Genomic DNA, 12,783 nt, shown 5'->3' on the forward strand with positions numbered 1-12,783 from the left:
CGGCGGCCGACGGTCCCGGCCGCCGCGCACGCTCACTTGACCAGGGTCTTCCAGTCCGGCGCCTGCGCCGGGTCGAGCATGCGCAGCCGGGCCAGGACCTTGGGGTCCTGGGCGTCGAGCCAGTCCGCCAGCTCCTTGAAGGAGACGCAGCGGACCTCCTGGCGGGGGCAGACGTCCCGCATCACGTCCTCGACGGCGTTCATGTAGATGCCGCCGTTCCAGTCCTCGAAGTGGTTGCCGATGAACATGGGCGCGCGGCTGCCGTTGTAGACGCGGTTGAAGCCGTTGAGGTACGACATGCGGGTCTGCGTCTGCCAGGCGGCGAACTTCGCCGGGTCGCCCTGGGTCTTGTCGCCGGACTGGTTGTAGAGGAAGTTGAAGTCCATGGAGAGGACCTGCGTCTCCTTGCCCTGCAAGGGGACGAGCTGGAGTGGAAAGTTCCATATGTCCTGCTGCTTGGACGGCCACATCTGGAAGTCCCCGGAGGAGCTCGCGTCGTAGCGCCAGCCGTACGGCTTGATCGCGGTCAGCAGGTTCTTCTGGCCCTCCAGGCAGGGGGCCCGGCCGCCGACCACCTCCCGGTCCGGGTCGAAGGGCAGGGGCGCGTCCTTGGTGAAGCCGGTGTTGGTCTTCCAGTTCTTCATGAAGGAGTACGCCTGGTCGATCTCGCTCTTCCACTCCTCGGGGCTCCAGTCGCCGCCGCCCTTGGGGCCGCAGAAGTGCCCGTTGAAATGTGACCCGATCTCGTCGCCGTCGGCCCAGGCGCCGCGCAGCTGCTCCAGCGTGGTCTTCACGTGCGGGACGGTCGGGTACGAGATGGCGGCCGAGCCCTGGGGGTGCTGCGGCGGCCGGTAGAGCATCTTCTTGGCGTCCGGCAGCAGATAGATGCCGGTGAGGAAGAAGGTCATGTGGGCCTTGCTCTCCTTGGCCACCTGACGGAAGTGCGAGAAGAGGTGGTCGTCACCCTCCAGCGCGCCGTCCCAGGAGAAGACCACGAACTGCGGCGGCTTCTCGCCCGGCTTCAGCCGCTCGGGCTTGAGCTGGCCCGGCTGCGGTCCGGTGTTGGAGGTGGAGCCGTCGCCCAGCACCTTGACCTTGCCGTCCCACGGCTCCTGCGCGCCCTTCGCTGCGCCGTTGCCGTTCGCGCCGCCGGAGGCGGCGGAGTCGGCGAGCCGGGCGTCCCCCCGGGTGGCTCCGGAGGAGTCGCCGAAGGTGAACGCGTACGCGGTCGTGGCGGCGGCGGCCAGGGACAGGACGGCGGCGCCCACGCCGAGCCGCTTGCGCAGGCGGGCCTTCCTGCGGACCTTCTGGACGCTCCGGGACTCCGTCCGGGTGTGCGGGGCGGCATCGTTGTCGGCCATCGCAGTCGTATTCCCCCCTGATCACCGCAGCAGGGCCGCGCATGGCTGGTTCGTACGAATATAGAACTTCTCGCCCCATCGCCCGCACTCGTCCCCCACATCTCCGTCACTTCACAGCCAACCCATAGGGCGGTTCCCTGCCGGATCGTGACATGCGTCACGGGCCGCCCGGCGGGTCGTCGGGGCGGGCGGGGGCGGCGATCGCGTCGACATTTCGCCTTTTGTGGCTATTTGGCGTTGACATGCCGCACACCGCCGGAAACGGAATCACCGGTTCTCATTTACCTGTGCCCAACGGGGCTGACGGGAGGCGGTTCTAGCGGCGCGTCAGGCGCGTGCGGCGGTGATCGCGGGCCGGTATGCACGATCTTCCGGCCGTTTCAAGCCGTGCTCCGGGCCTCCCGGGCGGCGCGGCGGAGCCGGCTTGCCAGGCTCCTGCCCGGCTTCTAAGAATGGCGGCTCCTGCGGTGTCCCGCGGTCGGGCACCGGGAGCTTCGCGATCACCGAGTGAGGTCACGCATGAGGAAGCACCGTAAGAAAACGCACTACCGGAAGATAGCCGTCGCCGTCGGGGCGCTTGCCGTCGTGGGCGTGCCCACCGCCGCCATGGCGTGCCTGGGCCCCCAGGACTCCGCGCACCCCCGCTCCGCCGCGGCCCAGCAGGACAGCCGCCCCTGGCAGGACGCGCCCCTCGGCCGGCCGGGCCACCACCAGCCCACGCAGGCCCCGGTCCAGGCCGAGGCACCCGCCGCCCCCGAGGCCGCCCCGGCGCAGGCCGCCGAACCCACCGAGGCCGCCGAGCCCGTCGCGCAGCCGGTCGCCGAGCAGCCGGCGGAGCCGCAGGCCGAGGCTCCGGCGCCCGCGCAGCCCGAACCGGCGCAGCCCCAGCCCGCGCGGCCGTCCGCCGAGCCCTCCGCCCCGGCCGGCTCCGAGACGCTCTCCGGCCCCCAGGCCGAGGTCCTCCAGCTCGTCAACCAGGAGCGCGCCGCCGTCGGCTGCCCGGCCCTCACCGTGAACGCGAAGCTCACGAAGGCCGCCCAGGACCACAGCGCGGACATGGCCGCCCACCAGAACATGTCCCACACCGGATCCGACGGCTCCGACCCGGGCGCGCGCATCACCCGCGCCGGGTACGAGTGGCGCACGTACGGCGAGAACGTCGCCTACGGCTACAGCACCGCCGCGAAGGTCATGGAGGGCTGGATGAACAGCCCCGGCCACAAGCGGAACATCCTCGACTGCTCCTTCAAGGAGATCGGCATCGGGCTCGCGCAGCCGGGCCAGTACTGGACGCAGGACTTCGGCGCCACGCGCTGACCCGGGGCCCGGGAACCGAGGACCCGACGGCGGGGGCGACCGGAATACCGGTCGCCCCCGCGCGCGTAGGCCCGGGGCCGTAACCCGCGCGCTCAGCAGACGGGGCGGCGTCCGGTGTCGCGGGCCGCGTCCTCGGCCGCCGCGACCGGGGCGGGCAGCGCGGCGGACGGCTCGTCGAGCGGGAGCAGCCGCCCTACGGCCCCTGCGGCCAGCCGGCCGCGCTTCTCGGCGACCCGGCCGGTCGACACCGCCTCCAGGGTGCCCCGGGCGGCCACGAAGGCGACGAAGCTGTCCGTGTCGCGCCGGTGGCGGGCCGGGTCACGGAAGGCGCCGAGCGCGGGGTAGCCGTCCTGCCCGGTCAGCGTGTACGAGGTCGTCACCACCCGGTACGTGCCGTCCAGGCGCAGCACCGAGCCGCCGATGAGCACGTCGGCGGGGGCCACCCGGTCCCCGACGGGCCGGGCGGCGTCGAAGACGTAGCGGACGTTGTCCGAGACCGCGAGGGGGGCGTAGGTCAGCGTGCCGTCCGCGGCCGGCGCCCACTGCTGCTCCAGCGCGTCGTGGAGCTGCCGGCCGCTGACGGTCGCCGTGACCAGGGGGCAGCCGTACCCGACCGCCCGCCAGGCCCGTTCGAAGCTGACGGGGTCGCCGGTGGCGGAGCCGAGGGGGAGGTCGGTGTTGATGACGCTCCGGCCGGTCCGCGGGGCCAGGGCGATCAGCGCCAGGTCGGCCGCGCGGCCGGCGCCGCCGGGGCGGGGGCTGGTGTCGAAGGAGTCGGCCGGCTGTGCGGACGCCCACAGCGCCCAGTCGGCGACGAGGTTGCCCATGGTGCTCTCGCCGACGGGGGACAGGGCGCGGCGGAAGGGGGCGCGCTGGCGGCCGATGGTCGTGGCCGCGTGCCGGGCGGCGTAGCCCTTCCAGTAGTCGACGAGCCGGCTCATCGCCGGATCGGGGGCGACGTCGTGGGTGTTGGGGTGGTTGGTCGAGGTGGTCAGCTCGCGGATAACGGCGCCGGTGGCGGGGTCGAGGCGCAGGGTGATCTCGTTGACGATCTGTCCGTGGCAGCCGGCCTCCACGAAGGGCCGCGGGCGTCCGGCGGGGTCGGGCAGCATCATGGTGAAGGCGCAGTGCCAGTGCCCCGTCACGATGGCGTCGATGTCGGCGGACACGCGCAGCGCCAGTTCGTACGCCGGTCCGCTGGGGTCGGTGCCGGAGTCGAAGGCGGATCCGGCCACCGCGCCGTCGTGCATGCTGAGCACGATCGCGTTGACCCCTCGGGCCTTGAGCTCGGCGGCGCAGCGGTTCGCGGCGGTCAGCTCGTCCAGGGTGGTGAGCCCGGGCTGGAAGGAGTTCGAGAACCCCTCCGTGCCGACGGCCGTGAGGTGGATGAAGCCGAGGGGCAGCTGCCGTCCGCCGGGGGCCCGTACGTACTCGATGTGGTAAGGGGGCAGTACGGTCGCCCCGGCCGGGCCGCCCGTGACGGCGTTGGCGCTGTAGTAGCGGAAGTCGGCGCCGTGGAAGCGGCGTCCCCGGGAGTCGGGGAAGGTGTTGGTGCTCCCCTCGCCCGCGTAGGGGAGGCCCTGTTCCATGTGCTGGACGAGGTATCCGGGCGTGCGGTCGAACTCGTGGTTCCCGGCGGTCGCGAAGTCGAGGCCGAGGAGGTTGAGGGCTTCGATGGTCGGCTCGTCGGCCAGGGTGAAGGCGGGGAACTCCCAGCCGGAGAAGAGGTCTCCGGGCGCGAAGAAGAAGGTGTTGGCCCGTCCGGCGCGCAGCCGTTCCAGGTGCGTGGCCAGGTAGGCGACTCCGCCGACCGTGTAGGTCCGCCCGCCGGCTCCGGTGATGACGGCGTCCCGGTCGGGCGGTGCGCCGAGGTACCCGTGCAGATCGGTGATGTTCAGTAGTTGTACGTCGACGTATCCGGCCCCGCTGGCGGCGTCGAGCGCCGCCCGGGTGGCCGCGGCAGCGGTGCCGGTGACGGCGCGTACGCCGACGGCCCCCGCCGCGGTGAGGAACACACGCCGGCCCAATCCGTTCATGACCACTCCCGGTGCGGTGGGGGGAGTTACGGACGCTTCCGGGCCAGCCTCCCCCATACGGACGTCCAACCGGTGTGCGACGGGGGCCGGTTAGGCCAATCGGGGGCGAACGTCCGGCCGCCGGACGTGACGGGACCCCGCTGCGAGGTGCTCACGGCGGGGTCCCGCGTCGGGCGGCGGGCGGTCAGACGGGGCGGGACGCGGGGCGGCTGCCGTCCGTGCACAGGGCCCAGATGATGAAGAGGGAGATGGCGATCGAGACGATGGCCCAGACCGGCGTGTACGGGAGCCACATGAAGTCGATGATCACGTTGATGGCGGCGAGGGCCACACCGACGACGCGCGCCCAGCCCGCGCCCTTGAGGAGGAAGGCGCCGACGACGAGCAGGATGACGCCGATCACCAGGTGGATCCAGCCCCACGCCGTGACGTTGAACCGGAACACGTAGGACCCCAGCCGGGTGTACACGTCGTCCTCGGCGATGCCCGAGATGCCCTTGATCACGCCGAGGACGCCGTTGACGAGGAGGAGGACACCGGCGAACACCGTGCCGCCCGCCGCCCAGGCGTAGCGGGCGCCGTCGGGGTGGGGGGACCGGGGGGTCGTCTGCTGGGACACGGGAAGCTCCTTCGACCGCGGGTACGCCGGTTCCGGCGCACCCTCCAGCCTTCTGCGGAGCCCGCGTGGGGGACACCGGAGCGCGGCCGTTCGGGTGACCGTGCCGCTGTGCCGCCCGGTTGGTCCCCGGAGCGCCGGGCCGGTCGGTCGGCGGAGCGCTGGGCCGGCTCGGCGCAGCGCCGGGCCGGTTCAGTCCTCGTACGTACCGTGCCGGCCGGCCCCCGCCGCGAACCGGTCGGCCCCCGCCTGCGTCTCCCCGGCCGCGAGCGGGACCGCGCCGTGCCGGAACTCGGCGGCCAGGGCCTCCGGCTCGCCCAGCCCGTGCTGTTCCAGCACCGACAGCCGGTCGTGGCGCAGGCACAGCTGCGGGAAAGCGGCGATCCGCCGGGCCAGTTCCTCCGCCTCGGCGCGGGCCCGGCCCGGCGGTACGAGCCGGTTGGCGAGGCCCATCCCGTACGCCTCGGCGGCGGAGACCTCGCGGCCGGTGAGGATCAGGTCCATGGCATGGCTCTCCCCGATGAGGCGCGGCAGCCGGACGGTGCCGCCGTCCACGAGCGGTACGCCCCAGCGACGGCAGAAGACCCCGAAGACGGCGTCCTCCTCCGCCACCCGCAGGTCGCACCAGAGGGCCAGTTCCAGGCCGCCGGCGACGGCGTGTCCGGCGACGGCGGCGATGACCGGCTTGCCCAGCCGCATCCGGGTGGGCCCCATCGGCCCGTCGCCGTCGGCGCCGACCCGGTTGCCGCGCGGGGTGCCGACGGCCTTGAGGTCGGCGCCGGAGCAGAACGTGCCGCCCTCGCCCCACAGCACGGCGACGGCGGCGTCCTCGTCGGCCTCGAACGCGCGGAAGGCGTCGGCGAGCAGGGCCGCCGTCGGGCCGTCGACCGCGTTGCGCACCTCGGGCCGGCTGAGGACCACCGTGAACACCGGCCCGTCCCGCTCGATCCGTACCGCCGGCTCCTCGCCCATCCCGCGCCCCTTCCCGAACGGCCCGGGCCCATGGTGGCACCTCGGTCGCCGCCCCGGTAGCGGGTGGTCAGCCGGTTTCGCGCAGGCGCTCGGCGGCGCCCTTGTGCAGTTCGACGCGGACCAGGGCGGCCGCCAGCCGCGGCAGGTCGTCGGCGCCGACGAGGCCGGCCAGCGCCTCGGGGGACGTCGGGAGTCCCAGCTCGGCGGCGGCGTGGCGGGCCCGGTCGTCGAAGGCGGGGCGCAGTTCGGGCCACAGCCCCTGGGCCTCCCGGCAGAAGATGTCCGCTCCCACCGGTCCGATGCGCGGTACCTCCCGCAGCAGGTCGCGCACGCGCGCGGGGTCCCCGTCGGCCTCCTCGCGCAGCCGGCGCAGGTCTCCGTGCCAGCGGTCGAGGACGAGTTGCGCCCCGGCGCCCAGCGCGGTGGAGGTGCTCTCGTCGTAGCGGCGATAGTGGGCGCGGCCCAGGGCGTCCACCCGGTCCTGCCAGGAGGCGTCCAGCATGGCGCGCGGGGTGCGCATCCCGGCCGCGGCCAGTTCCCGGGCCGCCGCCACCGCCATGTCGGCGCTGATGGGGACGGAGAACAGCACGCAGAGGGTCAGCAGCCGGTACAGCGGCGCGGGCGTGTTCCGCAGCCCGATGCCCGCTTCCTCGGCGTGGGTGCGCCCGTACTCCTCCATCAGCCGCCGTACGGTCGTCGCGTGTTCGGCCATGGCACGCCTCCTAGGCCCGCGGGAGCGGGGTGTGGCCGGCCGGTACCGCTTCCGCGGGGGCGACCGGGCCGGGCGCGGTGCCGGCGCCGAACGGCCTTCCCCCGAGGGCCGCGCGGCCGTGCGGTTCGAGCCAGCCCGAGAGATCGGGTCCCGCGGGCACGATCCCGGTGGGATTGATGTCGGTGTGGACCAGGTAGTAATGCCGTTTGATGTGTTCGAAGTCGACGGTGTCGCCGAAGCCGGGCGTCTGGAACAGGTCCCGCGCGTACGCCCAGAGGACGGGCATCTCGCTCAGCTTGTTCCGGTTGCACTTGAAGTGGCCGTGATAGACGGCGTCGAAGCGCACCAGGGTGGTGAACAGCCGTACGTCGGCCTCGGTGATGGTGTCGCCGACCAGGTAGCGGGAGCGTTCCAGGCGGGCCGAGAGCCGGTCGAGGCGGGCGAAGAGCCGCTGGTACGCCTCCTCGTACGCCTGCTGGCCGCCCGCGAACCCGGCCTGGTACACGGCGTTGTTCACGTCCCGGTACACGACCTCGTTGACGGCGTCGATGGCGGGGCGCAGGGCGGCGGGATAGAGGTCGGGGGCGCCCGCGCGGTGGTGGGCCCGCCACTCCAGTGACAGGTCGAGCGTGATGCGCGGGAAGTCGTTGGTGACCACCTTTCCGGTGGGCACGTCCACGAGGGCCGGCACCGTGATGCCCCGGTCGTAGCCGGGGTCGCGCGCGAGGTAGGCCTCCCGGAGCCGCTCGATGCCGAGCACCGGGTCGCGTCCGCCCGGGTCCAGGTCGAAGGTCCAGCTGCGCTCGTCGTGCACCGGCCCGGCGACGGCCATGGGCAGCGCCTCCTCCAGCCCGAGGAGCCGCCGTACGACGACGGCCCGGCTGGCCCAGGGGCAGGCCCGGCTGACCACCAGCCGGTAGCGGCCGGGCTCCACCGGGTAGCCGTCGCGGCCGTCGGCGGTGATCCGGGTGGTGAGGTACCGGCCGTCGCGGGAGTACCCCTTGCCGGGGCTCACGTAGTTCACCCCCGCCGCCTACCCGTGATCCCCCGGGGGACTCCCCGGGCCGGCGGACTCCGGGCCGGTCCGTGCCCGGTTACGCCCGACGGCGGTGGTTCAGGGGCGCGGGCGGGGGCAGGCGGCGGGGGTGAAGGTTCCCCGGCCCTTGCGGAGCGATGTCGTGACCGAGTCCCCCCGGCAGCCCGACCAGCGCGCTTACCGGAGGGCCGCCGACTACGTGGCGGCTGCCCTCATCTATCTGCGGGACAACGTCCTGCTGACCCGGCCCCTGCGGCCCGAGGACATCAAGCCGAGACTGCTCGGCCATTGGGGCACCTGCCCCGGCATCACCATGGTCTACACCGCCCTCGACGCCCTGGTCCGCGAGCGCGGCGCCGACGTCCTGCTGGTGACCGGGCCGGGCCACGGCGCACCGGCCGTGCACGCCAACCTGTGGCTCGAAGGCACGCACGAGGACTACGACCCCGCCCTGGCCAGGAACGCGGACGGGCTGCGCGAGCTGGCGCGCCGCTACTGCGCCCCGGACGGCTTCCCGAGCCACCTCTCCCCCGCCGTCCCGGGCACCCTCCACGAGGGCGGCGAGCTCGGCTACGCCCTGGCCACCGCGTTCGGCGCCGCGCTGGACGCCCCCGACCGGATCGTGGCCTGCGTCGTCGGCGACGGCGAGGCGGAGACCGGCCCCACCGCCGGGGCCTGGCACTCCACGAAGTACCTGGACCCGGTCAGCGGGGGCGCGGTCCTGCCGTTCCTGCACCTCAACGGCTTCAAGATCTCCTCGCCGACGGTCTTCGCGACGATGTCGGACGAGGAGCTGACCAGCCTCTTCCGGGGCTACGGCTGGGACCCGCGCATCGTCGACGTCACCGCCGACCCGCCCGGAGAGCCCCTCACGGCGGCCGTCCTCGACGCGCACGCCACCATCCGCGACCTCCAGCACCGGGCCCGGACGGGTGACAAGCCGGTGCGGCCCGCCTGGCCGATGATCGTCCTGCGCAGCCTCAAGGGGCAGGGCGCCCCGGCCGAGGTCGAGGGCAAGGCGATCGAGGGCACCTTCCACGCCCACCAGGTGCCCCTGCCCGACGTCCGCGAGGACCCGGAACAGCTCCGGGCCCTCGAAGCGTGGCTGCGCTCCTACCGTCCGCAGGAGCTCTTCGACGAGGCGGGCCGCCCCGTGGCGGACGTCCTGGCCTGCGTACCGGAGGGCGCCGCGCGGATCGGCGCGCAGCCCGCCGCCAACGGGGGCCGGCTGCGCCGCCCGCTGGACCTGCCGCCGCCGGCGCCGTACGCGGTCGACGTCTCCAAGGGCCCGGGCACGGCCACCGCGAGCCCCACCCGGGTGCTCGGCGACTGGCTGGCGGACCTGATGCTGCGCAGCGCCGGACACCGCGACTTCCGCATCGTCTCGCCCGACGAGCTCGCCTCCAACAAGCTCGACGCCGTCCTGCCGGCCAGCGGGCGCGCGTACGTCTGGCCGGTCGAGGAGTACTCCGAGGACCTGAGCCGCGACGGCCGGGTGATGGAGATGCTCTCCGAGCACAACTGCCAGGGCTGGCTCCAGGGCTACCTGCTCACCGGCCGGCACGGCCTCTTCCCCACGTACGAGGCCTTCGCGTCCGTCGTGGACAGCATGGCCAACCAGTACGCCAAGTGGCTGAAGCTCTCCCGCGAAGTGCCCTGGCGCGCCCCGGTGAGCAGCCTCGTCTACCTGCTCAGCAGCGAGGGCTGGCGCCAGGAGCACAACGGGTACAGCCACCAGGGGCCCGGTTTCATCAACAACCTGCTGAACCGCAAGAGCAGTGTCACCGGCGTCTACCTGCCGCCCGACGCGAACACCCTCCTGGTCACCATGGAGAAGGTGCTGGACGAGACCGGCAAGGTCGACGTCGTCGTCGCGGGCAAGCACGAGGCGGCCCAGTGGCTCGGGCTGGACGAGGCCCGCGCGCACTGCCGGGCCGGGGCCAGCGTCTGGGAGTGGGCGAGCAGCTACGGCGGCGGCGCCGCGGAGGTGGTCCTGGCCTGCGCCGGGGGCATCCCGACCGTCGAGTCGCTGGCCGCCGCCGACCTGCTGCGGCGCGATCTGCCCGGGGCCGCGATCCGCTTCGTGAACATCGTCGACCTGTGCGCGCTGGCCCCGCCGGACCGGCATCCGCACGGTATGCCGGACGACCGGTTCCGGGCGCTGTTCGGCGAGGACACCCCCGTCGTCCTCGACTTCCACGGCTACCCCTCCGCCGTGCACCAGTTGCTGCACGGGCGGCCCCACCCCGGCCGGTTCCACGTCCGCGGGTACGTCGAGGAGGGCACGACCACCACCCCGTACGACCTGCTCGCGCTCAACGGGACCTCCCGGCACGACCTCGCCATCGCGGTCCTGGAGCAGCTGGCGGACCGGCACGGCGGTGCCCGCGAGCTCGCCCTCGCCTACGCGGACCACCGCGACGGGCTGCGGGCGGAGCTGCGCCGCACCGGTGTGGACCCGGCCGAGATCACCGAGTGGAGGTGGCCGTCGTGAGCGGTGCGGTCCTCGTGGTCGACGCGGGCTCCTCCAGCCTGCACCTCGCCGTCGTCGACGCGGCGGGGAACGTCCTGGCCCGCCGGGACTTCGACAAGCGGCCGGACGAGGAGACGGGCCCGGCCCTGGAGGAGTTGCTCGGTCAGGCCCCGCCCGTCGAGGCGTGCGGTCACCGCCTCGTCCACGGCGGCCGCCATCTGCGCCGTCCCGCCGTCGTGGACGACACCCTGCGCGCGCGGCTGGAAGAGGCCGCCGGCCTCGCCCCCACCCACGTACCACCCGCGCTGGCCGCGCTCGACGCCGCCCGGCGGGCCCTGCCGGACGTCCCGCACGTCGCCTGCCCGGACACCGCCTTCCACCACGGCCTGCCCGAGCCGGCCCGGACGTACGCCCTGCCGCGGGAGCTGACCCGGCGCCACGGGCTCTACCGCTACGGGTTCCACGGCCTGTCGTACGCGTACGCCCTGCGGCGCGCCGCCCAGGTACTGGGGCGTGCGCCCGAGGAACTCCAGCTGGTCATCGCGCACCTCGGCGGGGGCTGCTCCGCCTGCGCGGTCCGCGAGGGCGTGAGCGTGGACACGACCATGGGCCTCACCCCGCTGGAGGGCATGCCGATGAGCAAGCGCAGCGGCAGCGTCGACCCCGGGATGCTGCTGTGGTTGCAGACCGCCCTCGGCATCGGGCCGGAGCGGCTGCGGGAGGTAGTCTCCGACGAGTCGGGCCTGCTGGGCCTGTCCGGGACGTCCGGTGACACGCGTGAGCTGGTACGGGCCCGGGCGGCCGGGGACGGCGACGCCGCGCTGGCCCTGGACGTGTTCACCCTGGGCGTGCGCCGGGGCATCGCGGGGGTCGCGGCCTCCCTGGACCGGCTGGACGCGCTCGTCTTCACCGGCGAGATCGGCGAGGACCAGCCCGAGGTACGGGAGGCCGTGGCGGCCGGCCTGGCCGTCCTGGGTGTCGAGGGCGGCCTCTCGCGCGCGAACCCGGAACAGCCCGCCCTGGTCAGCGCGCCGGACGCGGCCGTGCCCGTCCTCGTCGTCCCCACGGGCGAGATCCAGCAGCTCGCCCACGAGACCCTCGCCTGTCTGCGCGAGCGCGAGAGCAAAAGTGAGAGCGAAAGCGAGCACGGCGGGGGGCCGTCGGCCCCGGACCGGCCGCTGCTCCAGCACGAGGGCGGTCCGGCGGACGACCACGGGCGCCCGCCGGGCACCGCCTCCCGCACCGGCACCGGCGCGCCCCAGCCCGCCCCCGACGAGGCCCGGGTCCGGCGGTCCAACGCGGACCGGCCCCGCCGGGACCACCTGCTGCACCGGGCGGGAGAAGCGGACCCCCGGGAGGACTATCCGGGGGACAGCGGGTAGGCGCCGGGAGGGGGACGAGCGCGGCGGGAGGTCCGGTGTGAGATGACCGGGACCGGCGCGCCCCGGAGGCTGTCGCCACTGGGGCGCGCGCTCAGTGCCGTCCGCCGGGCCCGGGCGGGCAGCCGTTGGGGCCTCGTCCAGGGCGTCGGCCTGTGGCAGTACGCGCTCGGCTTCGCCGCGCTGGGCTTCCTGACGCTGGTGCCGTTGCTCGTCGTCGTCTCCGCCGCCCACGCGGGCGGCGGAGCGGACTTCGCCCAGTGGATCGGGGACGGACTCGGAGTCTCCGCGCCCGCCCGGGCGGAGATCGGGCACCTGTTCGCCCTGCCCGGCCAGACGTGGCGCACCACGACAGCCTTCGGCCTGGCCGTGCTCGCGGTCTTCGGGCTGTCCTTCGGGACCATGCTGCAGAGCGGGTACGAGCGCGTCTGGGACCTGCCCGCGGCGCGCTGGTGGGCCAGGTGGCGGCACGCCCTGTGGCTCTGCGTGCTGATCGGCGTGCTGTACCTGTCCTCGGTCACCCCGCCGTGGCGCGCGTCCCCCGCCCGCGGGGCCGTCACCCTGGTGGTCGGCACCCTGTTCTTCTGGTGGTCCCAGCGCCTGCTGCTCAGCGGCCGGATCGCCTGGCGGGCGCTGCTGCCGGGGGCAGTCGCCACGATGCTCGGGCTGCTGGGGCTGCGGATCTTCTCCCGGTTCGTCTTCTCTCCGCTGATCGCGTCGAGCGCCGTGACCTACGGCCCGTTCGGCACCGTGCTCGTCATCCAGTCCTGGCTGGTCGGCGTCGGCGTCGTGGTACTGGGGGGCGCGCTGGCCGGGCGGCTGCTCCACGAGGCCCTGCTCCGCCGGGCGCGGCCACCGGCGCCACGGCGGGAGCAGGGTCG

9 protein-coding genes and 1 pseudogene are annotated in these 12,783 nt (G+C 74.1%); 4 read left to right on the plus strand and 6 right to left on the minus strand.

What is annotated here, in order from left to right; all coding sequences use genetic code 11:
- Positions 1-32 precede the first annotated feature (32 nt).
- Positions 33-1,361: a polysaccharide deacetylase family protein gene (locus ACZ6ZT_RS11125; RefSeq protein WP_469717743.1), complete on the minus strand. Its 1,329-nt coding sequence runs from the start codon at positions 1,359-1,361 to the stop codon at positions 33-35.
- A 519-nt stretch (positions 1,362-1,880) separates the two neighbouring features.
- On the opposite strand from ACZ6ZT_RS11125, the gene ACZ6ZT_RS11130 reads away from it, so the two are divergent.
- Entirely contained in the window at positions 1,881-2,678 is a 798-nt protein-coding gene (locus ACZ6ZT_RS11130) for a CAP domain-containing protein (RefSeq protein ID WP_469717746.1), read from the plus strand.
- Between the two features lie 92 nt (positions 2,679-2,770).
- Here the strand turns inward: ACZ6ZT_RS11130 and ACZ6ZT_RS11135 are convergent, their stop codons facing one another.
- From ACZ6ZT_RS11135 to ACZ6ZT_RS11155, 5 genes are all read right to left on the minus strand, one after another.
- A complete protein-coding gene (locus tag ACZ6ZT_RS11135; protein WP_469717749.1) occupies positions 2,771-4,714 on the minus strand; it encodes a bifunctional metallophosphatase/5'-nucleotidase in 1,944 nt (647 codons plus the stop codon).
- A gap of 184 nt (positions 4,715-4,898) precedes the next feature.
- Entirely contained in the window at positions 4,899-5,333 is a 435-nt protein-coding gene (locus ACZ6ZT_RS11140; RefSeq protein ID WP_469717752.1) for a DUF7144 family membrane protein, read from the minus strand.
- Positions 5,334-5,522: 189 nt separating this feature from the next.
- On the minus strand, positions 5,523-6,302 hold the full coding sequence (locus tag ACZ6ZT_RS11145) for a crotonase/enoyl-CoA hydratase family protein (protein ID WP_469717755.1): 780 nt from the start codon (positions 6,300-6,302) through the stop codon (positions 5,523-5,525).
- A 67-nt stretch (positions 6,303-6,369) separates the two neighbouring features.
- Positions 6,370-7,014, minus strand: coding sequence for an endonuclease (locus ACZ6ZT_RS11150; RefSeq protein WP_469717758.1), 645 nt, complete (start codon positions 7,012-7,014; stop codon positions 6,370-6,372).
- A gap of 10 nt (positions 7,015-7,024) precedes the next feature.
- Entirely contained in the window at positions 7,025-8,029 is a 1,005-nt protein-coding gene (locus ACZ6ZT_RS11155) for a glutathione S-transferase family protein (RefSeq protein ID WP_469718271.1), read from the minus strand.
- A gap of 163 nt (positions 8,030-8,192) precedes the next feature.
- Here ACZ6ZT_RS11155 and ACZ6ZT_RS11160 point away from each other — a divergent pair, with 163 nt between their 5' ends.
- From ACZ6ZT_RS11160 to ACZ6ZT_RS11170, 3 genes and pseudogenes are all read left to right on the plus strand, one after another.
- A complete protein-coding gene (locus ACZ6ZT_RS11160; RefSeq protein ID WP_469717760.1) occupies positions 8,193-10,544 on the plus strand; it encodes a phosphoketolase family protein in 2,352 nt (783 codons plus the stop codon).
- Positions 10,541-11,905 carry an acetate/propionate family kinase gene (locus ACZ6ZT_RS11165; RefSeq protein WP_469717763.1) on the plus strand — a complete coding sequence of 455 codons (1,365 nt, stop codon included), beginning with the start codon at positions 10,541-10,543 and terminating at the stop codon, positions 11,903-11,905. The genes ACZ6ZT_RS11160 and ACZ6ZT_RS11165 overlap by 4 nt, the downstream gene beginning before the upstream one ends.
- 42 nt (positions 11,906-11,947) lie before the next feature.
- Positions 11,948-12,763: pseudogene (locus ACZ6ZT_RS11170) on the plus strand (YhjD/YihY/BrkB family envelope integrity protein); the annotation flags it as partial.
- Positions 12,764-12,783: the final 20 nt, after the last annotated feature.

Source organism: Streptomyces sp. NPDC102258 (genome assembly GCF_055584685.1).